The 18,667-nt window shown below is 69.3% G+C and carries 14 protein-coding genes; 10 read left to right on the top strand and 4 right to left on the bottom strand.

Annotation, left to right across the window (positions count from 1 at the left end; all coding sequences use genetic code 11):
- Positions 1 to 354 precede the first annotated feature (354 nt).
- A complete protein-coding gene (locus O9Y01_RS05060; protein WP_269630398.1) occupies positions 355 to 759 on the top strand; it encodes a phage holin family protein in 405 nt (134 codons plus the stop codon).
- Positions 752 to 1,204, top strand: a complete 453-nt coding sequence (locus O9Y01_RS05055) for a hypothetical protein (protein WP_269630396.1) — start codon at positions 752 to 754, stop codon at positions 1,202 to 1,204. Before O9Y01_RS05060 ends, O9Y01_RS05055 begins: the two co-directional genes overlap by 8 nt.
- Before the next feature lie 47 nt (positions 1,205 to 1,251).
- Here O9Y01_RS05055 and O9Y01_RS05050 read toward each other — a convergent pair whose 3' ends face one another.
- Positions 1,252 to 3,714, bottom strand: coding sequence for a YgiQ family radical SAM protein (locus O9Y01_RS05050; protein WP_269630394.1), 2,463 nt, complete (start codon positions 3,712 to 3,714; stop codon positions 1,252 to 1,254).
- 136 nt (positions 3,715 to 3,850) lie between these two features.
- A complete protein-coding gene (locus O9Y01_RS05045; protein ID WP_269630392.1) occupies positions 3,851 to 4,591 on the bottom strand; it encodes a TetR family transcriptional regulator in 741 nt (246 codons plus the stop codon).
- A gap of 245 nt (positions 4,592 to 4,836) precedes the next feature.
- Between O9Y01_RS05045 and O9Y01_RS05040 the strand changes: the two genes are divergently transcribed.
- The 6 genes from O9Y01_RS05040 to O9Y01_RS05015 all read left to right on the top strand — a co-directional run bounded on the left by O9Y01_RS05040 (position 4,837) and on the right by O9Y01_RS05015 (position 13,529).
- Positions 4,837 to 6,114 (top strand): efflux RND transporter periplasmic adaptor subunit, encoded by a 1,278-nt coding sequence (locus O9Y01_RS05040; protein ID WP_269630390.1) that lies wholly within the window; start codon positions 4,837 to 4,839, stop codon positions 6,112 to 6,114.
- A 15-nt stretch (positions 6,115 to 6,129) separates the two neighbouring features.
- On the top strand, positions 6,130 to 9,288 hold the full coding sequence (locus O9Y01_RS05035) for an efflux RND transporter permease subunit (protein ID WP_269630388.1): 3,159 nt from the start codon (positions 6,130 to 6,132) through the stop codon (positions 9,286 to 9,288).
- A 137-nt stretch (positions 9,289 to 9,425) separates the two neighbouring features.
- Positions 9,426 to 10,823: an efflux transporter outer membrane subunit gene (locus O9Y01_RS05030; RefSeq protein WP_269630386.1), complete on the top strand. Its 1,398-nt coding sequence runs from the start codon at positions 9,426 to 9,428 to the stop codon at positions 10,821 to 10,823.
- Between the two features lie 244 nt (positions 10,824 to 11,067).
- Complete coding sequence (locus O9Y01_RS05025) at positions 11,068 to 11,325, top strand: microviridin/marinostatin family tricyclic proteinase inhibitor (protein WP_269630385.1); 258 nt, start codon at positions 11,068 to 11,070, stop codon at positions 11,323 to 11,325.
- A 113-nt stretch (positions 11,326 to 11,438) separates the two neighbouring features.
- Positions 11,439 to 12,437 (top strand): MvdC/MvdD family ATP grasp protein, encoded by a 999-nt coding sequence (locus O9Y01_RS05020; protein WP_269630384.1) that lies wholly within the window; start codon positions 11,439 to 11,441, stop codon positions 12,435 to 12,437.
- A gap of 39 nt (positions 12,438 to 12,476) precedes the next feature.
- Positions 12,477 to 13,529, top strand: coding sequence for an MvdC/MvdD family ATP grasp protein (locus tag O9Y01_RS05015; protein WP_269630383.1), 1,053 nt, complete (start codon positions 12,477 to 12,479; stop codon positions 13,527 to 13,529).
- A 322-nt stretch (positions 13,530 to 13,851) separates the two neighbouring features.
- Here the strand turns inward: O9Y01_RS05015 and O9Y01_RS05010 are convergent, their stop codons facing one another.
- Together O9Y01_RS05010 and O9Y01_RS05005 are read right to left on the bottom strand one after the other, a co-directional pair.
- Positions 13,852 to 14,067, bottom strand: a complete 216-nt coding sequence (locus O9Y01_RS05010) for a hypothetical protein (protein WP_269630381.1) — start codon at positions 14,065 to 14,067, stop codon at positions 13,852 to 13,854.
- Positions 14,068 to 14,294: 227 nt separating this feature from the next.
- Entirely contained in the window at positions 14,295 to 14,501 is a 207-nt protein-coding gene (locus O9Y01_RS05005) for a cold-shock protein (protein WP_269630551.1), read from the bottom strand.
- A 378-nt stretch (positions 14,502 to 14,879) separates the two neighbouring features.
- Here O9Y01_RS05005 and O9Y01_RS05000 point away from each other — a divergent pair, with 378 nt between their 5' ends.
- The gene (locus tag O9Y01_RS05000; RefSeq protein WP_269630380.1) at positions 14,880 to 16,211 is read left to right on the top strand and encodes an NnrS family protein; all 1,332 of its coding nucleotides are present in this window, start codon (positions 14,880 to 14,882) and stop codon (positions 16,209 to 16,211) included.
- Between the two features lie 184 nt (positions 16,212 to 16,395).
- Complete coding sequence (locus tag O9Y01_RS04995; protein WP_269630378.1) at positions 16,396 to 18,627, top strand: TonB-dependent receptor; 2,232 nt, start codon at positions 16,396 to 16,398, stop codon at positions 18,625 to 18,627.
- The last annotated feature ends 40 nt before the right edge of the window (positions 18,628 to 18,667 follow it).

Genomic DNA, 18,667 nt, shown 5'->3' with positions numbered 1-18,667 from the left:
CCCGCAATGGGTGGAGCAGCCTGGTCGGGCAGCTTGCAGCGACGGCTGGCCTGAGCTTACACGCGAAGGCCGCGCTTCCGGCATCCGTGGCGCGTGGAGTTGTGCCGCATTCGGCGAGGAGTCGACAGACCACATAGCCCGGACTATCTCGCAAAGCACGGGGGCTGCAAAGCGGATCGGCCTCGGGGATCGCCCCAGGGACGCCGCCCTGTGCGCGCCCGGCTTCAGGGTTTGTCCGGTGCCTCCGGCGGGGCCTCCTGCGTCCTGCGCGCCACACTGTGGGCGGGCCCGCCCGAGGGCGGCGCACAATGACATCGTTGCCAATCCTGCGGGCCCCTTGCGCCCGCCGCCCGCATGTCCCAGGACGCCCCACCCGAGAACCCTGCCACCGGCCTCGAGAGCCAGCTGCGCCGCAGCCTGGACCGTGTGCTGGAGAGCCTGCAGCTGCGACTGGCCCTGCTGGGCACGGAGTGGGAAGCGGAGAAGCTGCGCCTGTTCTCCGGGCTCGCCGGCCTGCTGATGTGCCTGGTGCTGGGCGCGGTGGCCCTGGGGCTGCTGAGCCTGGCCCTCGTGTGGGTGCTGCCGGCGCCCTGGCAGTGGCTGATGGCCCTGGGGCTGGCCCTGCTCTATGGGCTTGGCGCCTGGGCTGCCTGGCGCTGGGCCCTGGCCAGGCTCTCGGCACCCAGCAGCCTGTTCGAGCAGAGCCTGGCCGAGCTCCAGCGTGACCGCGCCCTGCTGCGTGGAGGTCCCGATGTTTGAGGCCCGTCGGCTCGCCCTGAAGCAGCGCCAGCTCGAGCTGCGCCTGCGCCAGGCCGAGCTGCGTGCCGAGCTGGCCGCTGATGCCGCACGGCTGCGTCCCGCCCTGGCGGTTGGTGATCTGGGCCTGGGCCTGTGGCAACGCTGGCGCTCCTGGACCCAGGCGCCCGCCGGCCGCTGGAGCGCGATGGGCCTGGGTCTGCTCGCAGGTCTGGGTGCCCGCTCGGCGCAGAGGCGCTGGCGCCGCTGGCTGCCCTGGCTGAGGCTGGGGCGCACGGCCTACGGGCTGTGGCGGGCCTGGGGCGCGGGGACGCAGGGCCGTGGCGCAGGAAGCGATGCCGGACCCGCCGCGGACCCTGCTGCGGGCCCCACGGGCGGGCACGATGCGGCGCCTGCCGAGTCACCGGCGGCGGCGAACGCCGCGCCGAACCAGGCGCCTGGGGCCTGAGCCGGCCCTCATCGCGACGCGATCTCCGGGCCCGGGGGCGCAGCGCCTCAGCGCGGCTTCTTGCCTGCGGGGCGGGCTGACGGCATGCCGGGGCGGCCGGCCGGCTTGGCGCCGGCCCGGGTGCCTGGCGCTGCTGCTGGCTTGACGCCCGTCGTGCGACTCACGCCGGGCTTGGCGGCGCCGGTCACCCGCGGCGGCAGGCCCGTGTGCTGGGTCAGGATCTGGCCTTTGCGAGGGGCCGAGGCGGCGGCGCCGCGCGGCGAGGCCCCATGCGGGCTCGCTGCCTTGGCCAGGGGCTTGGTCACCGAGGTCTTGCCGCAGGTCGGCGTGGAGTTCTTGCGCCGCGCGCTCTGGTAGCTGCCATCGGTCGCCGGCTGGAAGGTCGGGATCAGGTGGTGCTTGCCATTGCCGATGAGGTCGGCCCGGCCCATCTCCTTGAGCGCCTCGCGCAGCAGGGGCCAGTTGTTGGGGTCGTGGTAGCGCAGGAAGGCCTTGTGCAGGCGGCGGCGGCGCTCGCCGCGCACGATGTCCACGGCCTCGCTGTCCCGGGTCACCTTCTTCAGCGGGTTCTTGCTGGAGTGGTACATGGCCGTCGCGGTGGCCATCGGGCTGGGATAGAAGGTCTGGACCTGGTCGGCGCGGAAGCCATTGCGCTTGAGCCAGACGGCCAGGTTCATCATGTCTTCGTCGGAGGTGCCCGGGTGGGCGGCGATGAAGTAGGGGATCAGGAACTGCTTCTTGCCCGCGGCCTCGCTGGCGGCCTCGAAGAGCTGCTTGAAGCGGTCGTAGGTGCCGATGCCCGGCTTCATCATCTTGGACAGCGGGCCGGACTCGGTGTGCTCCGGCGCGATCTTCAGGTAGCCGCCCACATGGTGCGTGACCAGCTCCTGGATGTACTCGGGGCTCTGGATGGCCAGGTCGTAGCGCAGGCCCGAGCCGATCAGGATCTTCTTGACGCCCGGCAGCGCACGCGCCCGGCGGTACATCTTGATCAGCGGGTCGTGGTTGGTGTTGAGGTTCTGGCAGATGCCGGGGTAGACGCAGCTGGGCTTGCGGCAGGCTGCCTCGATCTCGGGCGACTTGCAGCCGATGCGGTACATATTGGCCGTCGGGCCGCCGAGGTCGGAGACGATGCCGGTGAAGCCCTTGACCTTGTCGCGCATCTCCTCGATCTCGCGGATCACGGAGTCCTCCGAGCGGCTCTGGATGATGCGGCCCTCGTGCTCGGTGATGGAGCAGAAGGTGCAGCCACCGAAGCAGCCGCGCATGATGTTCACGCTGAAGCGGATCATCTCCCAGGCGGGAATCTTGGTGCTGTGGTCGTGGCTGCCGTTCTCGTCGGCGTAGCGCGGGTGCGGGCTGCGGGCGTAGGGCAGGTCGAAGACCAGGTCCATCTCGGGCGTCGAGAGGGGCAGGGGCGGCGGGTTCAGCCAGACATCGCGCTCGCCGTGGCGCTGCACGAGGGCGCGGGCGTTGCCCGGGTTGGTCTCCAGGTGCAGCACGCGGTTGGCGTGGGCGTAGAGCACCGGGTCGCTCTTGACCTGCTCGAAGGCGGGCAGGCGGATCACGGTGCGATCGCGCGGGGTGGTGACGGCGCGGCCGTCATCGCGCGAGACGGTGCGGCGCACGATCTGGATGGGCTGGACGGCCGGGACGGCCGCGTCAGCCGTGCCTTCGCTCTTGGCACAGCTCGCGCCCTTGGCCTCGGCCGTTTCCTCGGTCGTGGCGTAGGGGTTGAGGATCTCGTCGATGCGGCCGGGGGCGTCCACCGTCGTGGAGTCCAGCTCGTACCAGCCGGCGAGGGCCGGATCGTCCGGGTGGCGCATGAAGGCGGTGCCGCGCACATCGGTGATGGACTCGATGGGCTGGCGCCGCGCCAGGCGATGGGCGATCTCGACGATGGCGCGCTCGGCATTGCCGTAGACCAGCAGGTCGGCCTTGGAGTCGACCAGCACCGAGCGGCGGACCTTGTCCTGCCAGTAGTCGTAGTGGGCGATGCGGCGCAGCGAGGCCTCGATGCCGCCGATCACCACGGGCACGTCCTTGTAGGCCTCGCGGCAGCGCTGGGTGTAGACCAGGCTGGCGCGGTCGGGCCGCTTGCCGGCTTCGCCGCCGGGGGTGTAGGCGTCGTCACTGCGGATCTTCCGGTCCGCGGTGTAGTGGTTGATCATGGAATCCATGTTCCCGGCCGCCACGCCGAAGAACAGATTGGGCTTGCCCAGGGCCTTGAACGGCTCGGCCGAGTTCCACTCGGGCTGGGCGATGATGCCCACGCGAAAGCCCTGCGCCTCCAGCGTGCGCCCGATCACCGCCATGCCGAAGCTGGGGTGGTCCACATAGGCGTCGCCGGTGACGATGATGATGTCGCAGGAATCCCAGCCGAGCTGCTCCATCTCCTGCCGGCTCATGGGCAGGAAGGGGGCCGGTCCGAAGCGCTTGGCCCAGAAGGGCTTGTAGCCGCTGAGCGGCTTGGCGGGCTTCGGTGGGGTGAGGGTGGCGTGGGCGGACATCGGATGCGTTCTTGGAGAGGCTGGCGAGGAGCGGGCAGGTAACAGCCCTCGCGGGCAACCCGCTATTGTCGCGGGTCAAGGCGGGATCCGGGGCATGGCCCCATGTGCTGCCGGAGATTGCGGGCGTGAATCTGGCTCAGCGGACGGCTTTTTCGGCGCCGGGAGGGGCGATGTGCAGGCCGTCCTGCGTGGGGCGGCAGATGGCCTGGGTGCCCAGGCGGGCGCGTTCCTCGGCCGTGACGGGAGGCAGCAGCCGGGTGCCGCTCTGGCCCAGGCTGTCCATGAAGCGGTCGATGGCGGCCTCGCCCATGGCCATGAGGTCGAAGGCGGCGGGGTCCATGATCCACTGGTGGATCAGGCCGTCCACCAGGGCGACGAGGGCGATGGCGGCGGCCGAGACGTCCAGCCTCTGCGGCAGCTGGCCGGTGGCCTGCGCGGCGCGGAAGCAATCCTCGTTCTGGCTGCGCCAGGCGCGGTGGTTGGCCAGCTTGCGGGCTTGCAGCGCCTGCATCTCGCCGCTGAACTCCACCTTCTTCATCGCGATCTCGAAGACGCGGCGCGTGCGCTCGCTGTGGCTGCAGCTGTGGAAGACGTTGAGCAGGCCCCAGCGCAGGTCGGTGAGGGTGATGGGCTGGCTGGAGGCCTCCTGGGGCAGCAGGCCTTCCTCCAGGGGCATGGTGGCCCGGTCCATCATGGCGGTGAAGAGCTCCACCTTGTCCTGGAAGTGCCAGTAGACGGCGCCGCGGGTGACGCCGGCGGCGCTGGCGATGTCCTGCAAGGAGGTGCGGGAAACGCCGCGCTCATGGAAAAGCTGCTCCGCTGCGTCCAGCAGGCGGTGGCGGGTTTCGAGGGCTTCTTGCTTGGTTTTGCGGACCATGATGTGCGGATTGTAGATCACACGCCATGAAACATACATACACGAATGTATGTATACTGCGCCGCACTGCTGTCGAAATGGCCATGGCTTCTTCGTCATGGTCTTGAGGCTTGATCTGCAGCAAGATGCTGCGCTTTCGCCTCTGGCCGTGCCTGCACCCGCCGTGCCGGCAGCGCTCCTGACAGTTTTGTGTTTGCTGCCTCCGACACTGGGGGCCGTGATTGCCTCAGAAAGGACTGCTCGTGATGTCCCAGAACAAGATGGCCGCCGTGACGGCCTCGAATCTTTCGATTTCCCCCCGGGCGCGTGCCCTGTACCTGATGCCTCTGGCAGTGGCCCTGGCCGCGGCCCTGGTGGGCTGCGGGGGCGGCCAGGCCGGCGCCCAGGGCGGCCCGGGCGGCATGCCGCCGCCCCAGGTCGGCGTGATCAAGGTGGAGCCTCAGGCCGTGACCCTGCAGGTGGAACTGCCGGGCCGGGTGGAAGCCCTGCGCACGGCGCAGGTCCGTGCCCGCGTCAACGGCGTGGTGCAGAAGCGCCTGTTCACCGAGGGCAGCCTGGTGAAGGAAGGGCAGCCCCTGTTCCAGATCGACGCCGCGCCCTACCAGGCCGCGCTGGACAGCGCCAATGCCCAGCTGGCCAAGGCCCAGGCCAATGTCAGCCAGGCCGCGGCCCAGGCCGAGCGCAACAAGCCACTGGTGGAGGCCAAGGCCATCAGCCAGCAGGAATACCTGGCATCCGTGGCCGCCGCCAAGGCCGCCGAGGCTGACGTGGCCGCCGCCAAGGCCGCCGTGCAGACCGCCCGCCTGAACCTGGAGTACGCCAGCGTGCGCGCGCCCATCTCCGGCCGCATCGGCCGCGCCCTGGTGACCGAGGGCGCCCTGGTCAGCGCCGTCGAGGCGACCCAGCTGGCCCTGATCCAGCAGACCGACAAGGTCTACGTCAATTTCACCCAGAGCGCCAACGAAGTGCAGGGCCTGCGCCGCGCCCTGGCCTCGGGCCAGCTGCGCGCCGCCGGCAAGGACGGCGCGGCCGCCCAGGTCCGCGCCGTGATGGACGACGGCCATGAATCGGCCAAGGCCGGCAAGCTGCTGTTCACCGACCTGAGCGTGGACCCCGGCTCCGGCCAGGTCCTGCTGCGCGCCGAGATGCCCAATGACGACGGCCAGCTCCTGCCCGGCCAGTACGTGCGCGTGCGCCTGGCCCAGGGCGAGATGCCGGCCGGCATGCTGGTGCCCCAGCAGGGCGTCAAGCGCGGCACGCAGGGCGACACCGTCCTGGTGGTCGGCGCCGGCAACAAGCCCGAGCCCCGCACGGTCAAGCTGGGCGGCGCCCAGGGCAGCCACTGGGTGGTGCTGGACGGCCTGAAGCCGGGTGAGCAGGTCATCGTCGACGGCTTCCAGAAGATGTTCGTACCGGGCGCGCCGGTGTCGCCGGTGCCGTGGTCGGCCAGCGCGGCGTCCGCGCCTGCTGCTCCCGCCCCGGCGTCCGCGCCCGCCTCCTCGGCGTCCGCCGCGGCCCACTGATCCCAAGGAGAAGGCATGTCACGCTTCTTCATCGACCGGCCGATCTTTGCCTGGGTGATCGCACTGTTCATCCTGGTGTTCGGCGCCGTGTCCATCACCAAGCTGCCGGTGGCGCAGTACCCCACGGTGGCGCCGCCCTCCCTGGTGGTCAGCGCCGCCTATCCCGGCGCCTCCGCCCAGACCCTGGACGAGAGCGTCATCTCCGTGCTGGAGCAGGAGCTCAACGGCTCGCCCAACCTGGCCTACATCGAGTCCGTCTCGCAGGCCAACGGCACGGGCGCCATCACCGTGACCTTCGAGCCCGGCACCAATATCGACCTGGCCCAGGTCGAGGTGCAGAACCGCATCTCGCGTGCCGCGCCGCGCCTGCCCGCTTCGGTGGTGCAGCAGGGCGTGCGCGTGGACAAGGCGCGCAACAACTTCCTGCTGTTCGTGACCCTGTCCAGCAAGAACGGCAGCATGGACCCCATCGCGCTGGGCGACTACGCCTCGCGCGCCATCATTCCCGAACTGCAGCGCCTGCCCGGCATCGGCCAGGCCCAGCTCTTCGGTACCGAGCGCGCGATGCGCATCTGGCTGGATCCGGCCAAGCTGCAGTCCTTCAACATCAGCCCGGCCGAGGTCAACGTTGCCATCCGCGCACAGAACGCGCTGGTGCCGGCCGGCTCCATCGGTGAGCTGCCCAATCTGAGCACGCAGACCATGTCGGCCACCGTGGTGGTCAAGGGTCAGCTGGAATCGGTGGAGCAGTTCAAGTCCATCGTGCTGCGCGCCAATCCGGACGGCTCCACCGTGCGCCTGAAGGACGTCGCCCGCGTGGAACTGGGCGGGCAGGGCTACGGCTCCTACTCGCGCCTGAACGGCAAGCCCAGCACCGGCATCGGCATCCAGCTCTCGCCTAGCGGCAATGCGCTCGCGTCCGCGCAGGCTGTCAAGGACCGCATGGTCGAGCTGCAGCGCTTCTTCCCCGAAGGCGTGGTCTACGAGATCCCCTACGACTCCTCGAAGTTCGTGAAGATCTCCATCGAGCAGGTCGTCGAGACCCTGGTCGAGGCCATCATCCTCGTGTTCCTGGTGATGTTCCTGTTCCTGCAGAACTGGCGCTACACCCTCATCCCCACCATCGTGGTGCCGATCGCCCTGCTGGGCACCTTCGCCATCATGTTGTGGATGGGCTTCTCGATCAACGTGCTGACGCTGTTCGGCATGGTGCTGGCTATCGGTATCCTGGTCGATGACGCCATCGTGGTGGTCGAGAACGTCGAGCGCATCATGAACGAGGAGGGGCGCTCGCCCCTGGAAGCCACCAAGAAGGCGATGAGCCAGATCTCCGGCGCCATCATCGGCATCACCGTGGTGCTGGTCTCGGTCTTCGTGCCCATGGCCTTCTTCGCCGGCTCGGTGGGCAATATCTACCGTCAGTTCTCGCTGGCGATGGTGGCGTCCATGCTGCTGTCAGCCTTCATGGCGCTGAGCCTCACCCCCGCGCTGTGCGCGACGCTGCTGCGGCCCGTCAAGCAGGGCGAGGCGCATTCCAAGAGCGGCTTCTTCGGCTGGTTCAATCGCGGCTTCTCGGCCACGGCCAAGGGCTACGAAGGCTGGGTGGGCAAGCTGCTCAAGCGCAGCGGCCGCATGCTCTTCGTCTACGTGGCGGTGATCGCCGTGGTGGGCCTGCTCTATGTGCGCATGCCCACCTCCTTCCTGCCCAATGAAGACCAGGGCTACCTGATCGTCAACGTGCAGCTGCCGCCGGGCGCCACGGCCAACCGCACCGAGGCCGCCGTCAAGCAGGTCGAGGACTTCATGCTCAAGCAGCCCGAGGTGCAGAACACCGTGGGCGTGATCGGCTTCTCCTTCTCGGGCCAGGGCCAGAACGCCGCGCTGGTGTTCGTGCCGCTCAAGCCCTGGGACGAGCGCAAGGGCAAGGAGCACAGCGCCCAGGCCGTGGCCGGCCGCGCCTTCGGTGCCTTCATGGCCGTGCGCGACGCCTTCATCTTCCCGCTCTCGCCCCCGCCCATCCCCGAGCTGGGCACGGCCACCGGCTTCGCCCTGCGCCTGCAGGACCGCGGCGGCCTGGGCCACGAGGCCCTGCTGAACGCCCGCAACCAGCTGATGGGCATGGCCAGCCAGAGCAAGGTCATCACCGGCATGCGCCCGGACGGCCTGGAAGACGCGCCCCAGCTGCAGCTGGACATCGACCGCGACAAGGCCAACGCCCTGGGCGTGAGCTTCGACAACCTGGGCACCGTCATCGGCACCCAGCTGGGCTCGGCCTATGTGAACGACTTCCCCAGCAACGGCCGCCTGCAGCGTGTCGTGGTGCAGGCCGAGGCCGGCGCCCGCATGCAGCCCGAGGACCTGCTGCGCCTGAACGTGGTCAACAACAAGGGCCAGAGCGTGCCGCTCTCGAGCTTCGCGACGACCAAGTGGATCACGGGCCAGATGCAGGCCGTGCGCTACAACGGCTACCCCGCGATGCGCCTGGCCGGTGATGCCGCGCCCGGTGCCTCGACCGGCGCCGCCATGGCCGAGCTGGAGAAGATGGTGGCCCAGCTGCCGCCGGGCATCGGCTACGAATGGACGGGCCTCTCGCGCGAGGAGAAGATCTCCGGCTCGCAAGCCACCGTGCTGCTGCTGTTCTCGCTGCTGGCCGTGTTCCTGTGCCTGGCCGCGCTGTACGAGAGCTGGTCCATTCCCTTTGCCGTGCTGCTGGTGGTGCCCCTGGGCCTGTTCGGCGCGCTGCTGGGGGCCACGATGCGGGGCATGCCCAACGACGTCTTCTTCAAGGTGGGCCTGATCACCATCATCGGCCTGTCGGCGAAGAACGCCATCCTGATCATCGAGTTCGCCAAGGACCTGCAGGCCGAAGGCCGCAGCCTGGTGGATGCGATCCTGGAGGCCTGCCACCTGCGCTTCCGTCCCATCATCATGACCTCCATGGCCTTCATCCTGGGCGTGCTGCCCCTGGTGTTCGCCAGCGGCGCCGGTTCCGCCAGCCAGCGGGCCATCGGCACGGGCGTGATGTCCGGGATGATCTCGGCCACGGTGCTCGCGGTGCTCTTCGTGCCGGTGTTCTTCCTGGTGGTGCGCAAGCTGTTCAAGCCGAGCGAGCGTCAGAAGGCATTCGATGCGCACCATGCGCACGGTATCGGTCACGCTGCAGAGGGCCACTGACGGAGCACCCACCCCCTACCGGCTTCGCCGGCCCCCTCGAGAGGGCACATCCGCAGACCCGGCGAAGCCGGATCCTCGGATGTCACTCGGTCGCAGGGGGCACTGCGAGGGGTTGCGCAAGCAACGGAGCAAGCGATATGAATCAGACACAACTTTCTCGACTGCGCCTCGGCCTCAGCGTCGTGGCCCTGGCCGCGTTGTCGGCCTGCATGAACCTGGCCCCCAGGCATGAACGGCCGGCGCTGCCGGTGGCCGAGCAGGCGGGCCAGCCCGCCGGGCAAGACCTGACCCTGCCGGCCTGGCGCGACTTCTACGCCGACGCGCGCCTGCAGGCCCTGGTGGACATCGCCCTGCGCAACAACCGCGACCTGCGCGTCGCGCTGCGCAGCGTGGATCAGGCTGCGGCCCTGGCCCGCGTCAGCGATGCCAACCGCTGGCCCACGGTGGCCGCCGGCCTCATCAGCAACCGCCAGCCCAATGCCAAGGACGACACCATCACCGCCAGCTACCAGGCCGGCCTGCAGGTGACGGCCTATGAGCTGGACCTCTGGGGCAAGCTGCGCAACCAGAGCGACGCCGCCCAGGCCCGCTACCTGGCCAGCGAGGACGGCGCCCGTGCCGCCCAGCTGAGCCTCGTCGCCGGCGTGGCCTCGGCCCACTATGCGCTGCAGGTCGACGACGCGCTGCTGGACTACGCCCGCAAGACCCTGGTCAGCCGCGAGGACAGCCACCGCCTGACCCGCCTGCGCTTCGACCAGGGCGCGGCCTCCAGCCTGGAGCTGCAGGGCGCGATCTCGGCGCTGGAAGCGGCCCGTGCCGCCCAGGCCCAGGCCCAGCGCCAGCGCGCCCAGGACGAGAACGCCCTGGTGCTGCTGCTGGGCCAGCCCCTGCCACAGGATCTGCCGGCCTCTGCGCCGCTGGCCAGCCAGGCCCTGGCGCCGCTGGCCGCGGGCGTGAAGTCCAGCGTGCTGCTGGAGCGTCCGGATGTGCGGCAGTCGGAGGCCCTGCTCGTGGCCGCCGAGGCCAATGTGGGCGCGGCCCGCGCGGCCTTCTTCCCCAGCATCACGCTGAGCACCAGCGTCGGCAGCGCCAGCTCGGAGCTCTCGAGCCTGTTCAAGAACACGGCCTGGAGCTTTGCCAGCCAGGCGCTGATGCCGATCTTCGATGCGGGCCGCAACAGCGCCAACCTCAAGGCCACCCAGGCCGCCCGCGAGATCGCGGTGGCGCAGTACGAGAAGTCCATCCAGCAGGCCTTCCGCGAGGTGGCCGATGCGCTGGCTGCCCGCAGCACGCTGACCGAGCAGTTGCGTGCCCAGGAAGCGCAGGCCGCGGCAGAGGCCGAGCGCCTGCGCCTGGTCGAGCTGCGCTTCGCCAACGGCGCCTCCAGCAGCCTGGAGCTGCTGGATGCCCAGCGCGGCAGCTTCGCCGCGCAGCAGGCCGCGCTGCAGGTGCGGCTGGCGGCGCTGCAGTCCGGCGTTCAGCTCTACAAGGTGCTGGGCGGCGGTGCTGCAGCCGAGCTGCGCGCACAGCGCTGAGTCAGCCTGTGCGTCCCGGCGCTGGCCGGGCGTGTCAGGACCATGACAAGGGCAGGCCCATCGGCCTGCCCTTTTTCATGCCGACACAATCCCTGGGCGGTGTTCGTGTCAATTCGGGGTTGGCACTGAGGAATAACGGTTATCCATGGGTGACATCGCTCCTATGATGCGCAGCGGCTGTCACGCACGGATCGGGAGGTCCGGTGCCGGCCGCTGATTTCAGCAACCGATGGAGGAATGAACCATGTCCGAAAAACTGCCTTTCTTCGCCCGCTTCCTGGAAGCCCAGGAACTGGACGCCGTCAGCGGTGGTGGCGCCTCTGCCACCTCCAAGACTCTGGACCAGCCCGAGCACACCCTGAAGTACCCCTCCGACGGGGATGACCACCTGCCCGAGACGGTCTCGGCCGCTGCCACCGGCACCAGCCCGCTCAAGGATGACATCGTCGTCACCCTGAAGTACCCCTCCGACGGCGACGATCACCTCGGCAACGAGGTCTGATCCTCTCCGGGCGCCGTGCCCCGGGGCCGGCGCCTGCCTTTCCTGTCCGCCCCCTTCGCCCTCGTTTGTCTCCGGGTGAGCGGGGCGGCATTGCTTGACCGTCTGGATTCGATGTGTCGCCCCTTGTACTCCTGCTGACCCACGCCGCCGACCACACGACCGTGGACTGGGTGGCCGAGGCCCTGCGCCGCCGTGGCGCCGAGCCTCTGCGTGTGGACAGCGACCGCTTCCCGCTGCACTGGCAGCTGGGCCTGAGCCTGGAGGGCGGCGTGGACGCCGGCTTCCTGCGCCTGCAGGGGCGCACGCACGCCCTGGACGCCGTACAGGCCGTCTGGCTGCGCCAGCTCCAGCCGCCGGCCCTGTCCGATGCCGTCGATGAACGCTTCCGGGCTAGCTGCGTCCAGGAATGCCGCCATGTCCTGCGTGCCCTGTGGGACCGCCTGGAGCAGGCTCGCTGGATCAACGGTCTCCCGCAGGTGGAGCGCGCCGCGGCCAAGCTGCGGCAGCTGCGCCTGGCCCGCGAGGCCGGCCTGCGCGTGCCGGACACGCTCTGCAGCAACGACCCCGAGGCCGTCCGCGCCTTCCACGCCCGCCAGACGCAGGGCGTGGTGATGAAGATGCAGACGGTGCTGGCGCCGGGCATGAGCGGCGGTGGCGGCAATCTCTACACCACCGTCATCGAGGCCGCCGACCTGCAGGACGATCACGGCCTTGCCCTGTGCCCGCCGCTGTTCCAGGAGCGCATCCCCAAGGCCGAGGAGCTGCGGGTCATCGCGGTCGACGATCAGCTGTTCTGCGGCGCCATCCGTCCGCAGGCCGGGGCAGGGCGGGTGGACGACTGGCGTCCGCAGGCGGGCCTGTCCTGGCAGCCGGCCCAACTCCCTGCAGCGGTGGTCCGGCCGTTCCTCGCCCTGATGCGCCGTCTCGGCTTGCGCTACGGTGCAGCGGACTTCATCCACACCCCGGATGACGACTGGGTCTTCCTGGAAGTCAATGCCTGCGGCGAGTGGGGCATGCTCCAGCGCGAGCTGGGCCTGCCCATTGCCGATGCGCTGGCCGCCGCCCTGCTGGCTGATGCCCCGCCCCCTGTTGCTGCCGCGCCGGCTGCCTGATCCCTGAGCCGGAATCTTTGAGATTGATGCCCTGATCCCATGAACGTCCTGATCGTCACCCACTCCCGCGACCACCATTGCACCCCCCTGATCACCCGTGCCCTGATGGCCCGCGGTGCCACGGCCTGGTGCTTCGAGACTGACCTCTTCCCCTCGTCCGTGCAGCTGAGCCTGCATGCCGACAGCCGGCAGCAGACCCTGCTGCTCAAGACGCCCCTGGGACAGCTGGACATGGCCGAGCTCCAGTCCTGCTACTACCGCCGCCTGCGCATCGGCGGTGGCATCCCGGACACCGTGCCCGGCGCCTACCGCGAGGCCGCCCAGAAGGAGAGCCGGGCCCAGGTCCTGGGCCTGCTGCACAGCCTGGACTGCTTCCAGCTGGACGGCTACGAGAAGGTGCGCCGCGCCGATCACAAGCAGCTGCAGCTCAAGACGGCGGCCCACCTGGGTCTGGAGATCCCGGACAGCCTCTCCACCAACGATCCGCAGGCCGTGCGCGAGTTCTTCGCGGCACATCCGCAAGGCATCGTGGGCAAGATGCTCAGTTCCTTCGCCATCTATGAGCAGGGGCAGGAAAAGGTGATGTTCACCAACCGCATCCAGCCCGAGGACCTGGACCACCTGGATGCCCTCCGTCATGGCCCGATGACCTTCCAGGCCCTGGTGCCCAAGGCCCTGGAGCTGCGGGTGACCATCGTGGGCGAGCAGGTCTTTGCCGCGGCCATCGACTCCCAGGCCAACGAGCGCGCACGGACCGACTGGCGCCGCGAGGGCCGGCGCATGCTGCAGGACTGGCAGCACCACACCCTGCCGGCGGACATCCAGGCCAAGCTGCTGGCCCTGATGGACGCCTTCGGCCTCAACTACGGCGCGATCGACCTCATCCTGACCCCCGACGGCCGCCATGTCTTCCTCGAACTCAACCCGGCCGGCGAATTCATGTGGCTGGAGCAGCACCCCGGCCTGCCCATCGCCGATGCCCTGGCTGACGTGCTGATCGGCAATGCGCCCCGCCGCGGCGCACCGGGCCTGCTGGCCCCTGACTTCTTTGCCCGCGACAAGCCGCAGGCGCTGGTGTCCCAGGCAGCCTGAGCGGCCCGCCAGCAGGGCCGGCCACGGGCGCTGACAGAGCCCACAAACAAGAAAGCCCACCGGTGCAAGCCGGTGGGCTTTTTTTCTGAAGCGCCATCACAAAGAGTGCTCGGCAAAGCCGGCACACGCCCCGCGCGACCGCCGCGGATCCGGCGTCGCCGGCCCGGCGGCTGTGCCCTCTTGAGGGGGCTGCGGCCGGACACAAACGGCGAGCCGTTTGTGCCTGCTGAAGGGGCAGGCCTCCTGCCCGAGGGGTCAGGCCTCTGGCCTGGCACGGCCTGCAAGGCGGTGAAGCGGGTAGGGGGTGGCCCCGTTTGTTCGATTACATCGCTTCAGCCCACGCCCGGCCTTGCGACCAGGCGTAGTTCAGGGCCTGTCGGTGCCCGCTGAAGCGCGGGGCGAAGCGCACCACGCGATCGTGATTGGCCGAACCCTGGCCGGAGCGGATGGAGACGCTGGCGTAGAAGCCGCCGTCGTCGGAAGTCTTGATGAAAGGTGAGACAAGGAATCGCCCCACCTCGATGCTTTTCTTTTGCATGGTTATCTCGAGGTGTGCGCCTTGAAGGAGCCGTCCCTGCTTGGAGGTCCAGAGAGCCGTCTTGGCGCGGATGGTGATGAAGGTCGAGGGCAGGCGCAGGGCCTGGCTCGGGAGTGGGCGCCCCGTGAGAGGGGGCGCCCGAAGCAGTGATCTGCGGAGATCACTGCCGTCTGGAGTGGGGCGTCCACACGGACACCCCAGGCCTTCCCAGGCCCGGATGAAGTGCTTTACAGGGGCTTGATGTTCGAAGCCTGCAGACCCTTGGGGCCTTGCTTGACTTCGAATTCGACCTGCTGGCCTTCAGCCAGGCTGCGGAAGCCGCCACCGTTGCGGATTTCGCTGTGGTGGGCGAAGAGGTCCTTGCTGCCGTCGGCGGGGGTGATGAAACCGAAGCCCTTGCCGTCGTCGAACCACTTGACGATGCCGTTCTGAATGCTGCTCATGGTGTTTTCTTTCCGAAAATATGTGGAAACCGTGTGCGCGAGCGGCGACACACGGGGGACGTACAGACACGCAAGAGAGATCAAGCCGGTGATTGAAGCCACCCAGCGGATCGCTTGGGGGCGGGCGCTTCGGGCGGGGCCCGGATACGGAATCGGCGGATCCCGAGTGATGGCGCTGGAGGCTGATGGGCGAGCCGGCATCGTGTGAGATCTGACGCCGGAGACCACTGCAAAGACCTTGAAGAAACGGTCTTGAGCGAATGTATGGGAATGAATTGTAGCACCATGACTGTCATCGCGCCCACGAGGGACGCCGGGACTTGTCGTTGAGCAAGCGCCCATGCCCGTCAGGGCGGCAAGATCTCCCCCATGCCGGACCCTGACATGCCAGACCGCCGCAGCAGCGCCGCCGCGCCGGCACCGCAGCCGCACCGCCCCTTCTTCCAGCTGGGCCTGCTGGTGCTGGCCCTGTCAGGCCTGTGGTGGTGCCTGGTCCTGCTGGCCCGCTGGAGGACCTGGGCGCTGCCCTGGGCGGTGTCGCCGGGGCTGGCGCACGGCCTGCTCTTCGGACTGGGTGCGATGCCGCAGTTCATCGCCGGCTTCTTCTTCACCGCCGGGCCGCGCTGGTTGCGCGTGCCGGGCCCGGCCGGGCGAGCCGTGTGGCCCTCGCTGTGGCTGGCCGGCCTGGGCTGGGCCCTGGCCCTGCCGGGCGTGCATGTCGACGCGCGGCTGACCGGGCTGGGCCTGATGCTGGTGGCGCTGTCCTGGGGCCTCTCCTGGTGGCAGGCCGGGCGCCTGCTGGCCGCCAGCGAGGTGCCGGACCGGCTGCACCTGCGCGGCGTGCAAGGGGCCTGGCTGCTGGGCCTGTGCGGCATGGCCGTCATGGGCGCCGGCCTGATGGCGGGGCATGAGGAACTGGCCCGCTACGCCCTTCAGGCGGTGCTGTGGTGGGGGCTGCTGCCCGTGTTCCTGATCGCCCTGCATCGCATGGTGCCCATGTTTGCCGAACCCGCGGTCTGGCTGCGGGTGGCCGGGCGCCTGCCAGCGCCCGAGCGCGCCCTGCTGTGGGCCGGGCTGGCGGGCTGTGCCTGGGGGGGCGCCTGGCAGGTGCTGGCGCCCGCGGCCCTGCCCGCGTGGGCCTGGGCGCTGCGAGCGGGGCTTGAGGGCTGTGCGGCCCTCCTGCTGCTGAGGCAGGCCTGGCATTGGCGGCGCATGGCCCGGCTGCCGTTGATGGCGATGATGCTGGCCGGCGGTCTGTGGCTGGCTGCGGGTGCCGGGCTGTCGGCCTTGTCCTCGGGGCTGCTGGCGCTTGGACGTGCCGGGCTTGGGCTGGCGCCGCTGCATGCCGTGCTGGCAGGGGGCCTGGGCAGCCTGATGATGGCCCAGGTCAGCCGTGTCAGCAGCGCGCATGCGGGCCGGCCGCTGGCGGCGGACCGCCCCTTGCTGGCGCTCTTTCTTCTGATGCAAACGGCCGTGATCCTGCGGCTATGGGCCGCCCTGGGACAGACGGCCCCGGCGGTGACGCTGGTCCTGGCGGCCCTGCTGTGGGCCCTGTGCATGGGCGGCTGGGCGCTGCGCCTGCTGGGCTGGCTGCGGTGGGAAAGCGGTGTCCGGGCTTCAGGCAATGCCCGATCCGTGGACATCAGCGCTCCCCGGGCTGTGTGCCAATCAGACAGCAAGCGCAGGCCCGGACGCCCCTGAGCGGCCGCAAGACGCTCGAACATCCCCCGATGCCGGCCTGACAGGCCGCCGAGGACCCGGCCTGCGCGCGCCGCTCTCATGGTTTGCACGTAGAAGGCGGGTCTGGCACGCCCACGGGCATGGCACTTGCACTCCCTTGGGGCGACGTCCGCGTCGACACCTCAAAGAATCACGGAGACAACGCATGAGCCTGACCCCCATCGCCGCCGCCCATCCTGGCGCGGCCCTGCGCCGTACGCCCCTGACCCTGGCCCTGCTGGCCGCCCTGGCCGCCGGAGCGCCTGCCTGGGCCGAGCCCGGCCCGGCGCCGGCCGACGAGCCCGCGCCTGCGGCCGACACGCAGAAGCTCGAAGCCGTGACGGTGACCGCTCGCCGTCGCGAGGAATCGCTGAAGGATGTGCCGGTCGCGGTCACGGCCTTCGGTGCCGGGGCGCTCGAAAGCCTCAACGTCAAGAATCTGGGCGACCTGCAGTCGCAGGTGCCCAACCTGACCATCTACGCCGCCCGCGGCAGCAACTCCACCATCACCACCTTCATCCGCGGCGTGGGCCAGGCCGACCCGTTGTGGGGTGTGGACCCGGGCGTGGGCATCTACCTGGATGACGTCTATGTGGCGCGGCCCCAGGGCGCGCTGCTGGACGTCTTCGACACCCAGCGCATCGAGGTGCTGCGGGGGCCGCAGGGCACGCTTTACGGCAAGAACACGATCGGTGGCGCGGTGAAGTATGTGTCTCGCCCCCTGGGCACCCGGACCGAGGGCAGCGCCAGCCTGACCTTCGGCAGCTACGGCCAGATGGACGCCAAGGGCTCGGTCGGCGGGGCCAGCAGCGACGGCCAGTTCCGTGCCCGCCTGGCCCTGGCCACGCTGAACCGCGATGGCTACGGCAAGAACCTCACCGATGGCAGCGAGGTCAGCAACCAGAAGACCAAGGCCGGCCGGCTGAGCCTGGGGTTCTATCCCAGCGGCCAGCCCTTCAACGTGCAGTTCACGACGGACAAGACCTATGACGAATCCAATATGCGCGGCTTCCAGCGCCTGGACGTCAACAAGTTCGACCCCGCCAAGACGCCACCCGGCGAGAGCCGCTACGACATCGCCAGCGGCATGCCCAACCAGAACCGCACCGAGACCGGCGGCAGCTCGCTGAGCCTCAGCTGGAACGTGGACTCGCAGTGGACGGCCAAGTTCATCGCCGCCCACCGCAGCAACGACACCAGCACGGGCATCGACTTCGACGGCCTGCCCAACAAGATCGCCGACGTGCTGGCCATCTACCAGGACACCCAGAACAGCGCCGAGGCCCAGCTGGCCTTCGATGGCGCCGGCTCCTCGGGCGTGATGGGTGTCTACTTCTTCAATGGCGAGGCGGGCGGCAAGGTCTCCAACAACTTCTTCAACCTCTCCTTCGGCACGACCAACGGCACGGTCCACACGCGCGGCAAGGCGGCCTATGCCGACTGGAGCTGGCGCCTGGCGCAGGGCTTCAGTCTCAGCGCCGGCCTGCGCTACACCAAGGAGAGCAAGCGCGCCGTGGTGCTGAACCAGGCCTTCAGCGATGCCACCTTCAGCAAGCCCATCGCCACGCTGGCCGACTTCGACAAGACCCGCGAGGTCAGCAACACCTCGCCCAAGGTCTCGCTGGACTACAAGCTCTCCAGCGCCACCTCGCTGTACGCCAGCGCCTCGCGCGGCTTCAAGTCGGGCGGCTTCAACATCCGCGCCAACACCGCGGCGGTGCCCATCTCCAGCAAGCCCTTCGAGGACGAGGTGCTCGATTCCATCGAGGGCGGCGCCAAGATGGTGCTGGACGGCGGGCGTCTGGAGCTCAACACCGCCGTCTTCCACAACAAGTACAAGAACGTGCAGCTCTCGGTGTTCACCTCCTACACCCAGGCCAATGGCACGCCCGGATTCTTCGGCGACTTCACCAACGCCGGCCGCGCCACGGTGGACGGTGCCGAGCTGGAATTCGTCTGGCGCCCCAGCAGCAGCTGGACCTTCAGCGGCAACGTCTCCGCCCTGCATGCACGCTACGACGAGTACCTGGACAAGGGCGTGAACGTGGCGGACCAGAAGAAGTTCACCAACGCGCCCAAGTTCCAGGCCGCCTTCAATCTGGAGAACCGCACGGCGCTGGGCAGCGGCACGCTGCGCTCGCGGGTGGGGGTGAGCTACCGCACCAAGGTCTATCCGACGACGGACCTCAGCGAGGCCATCGCCCAGGACGCCTACGCCCTGCTCAACGCTGGCCTGATCTGGGAGCGCGACGAGCACCTGAGCTTCTCCCTGCAGGGCAGCAACCTCACCAACAAGGCCTACCGCACCGATGGCTACAACATCGCCGCCCTGGGCGTGCTGACCGGCTTCTACGGCGCACCGCGGACCCTCAGCGTGGGGGTCAGCTACAAGTTCTGAGGACCGATCTTCTCCTCCCCGGCGCAGTCCACCGAACGCC

The sequence above is a fragment of the Pelomonas sp. BJYL3 genome (assembly GCF_027257975.1).
GTDB lineage: Bacteria > Pseudomonadota > Gammaproteobacteria > Burkholderiales > Burkholderiaceae_C > Roseateles_B > Roseateles_B flavus.
The sequence above is the reverse complement of the archived record's forward strand: the minus strand, read 5'-3'. Positions and strand labels throughout refer to the sequence as shown.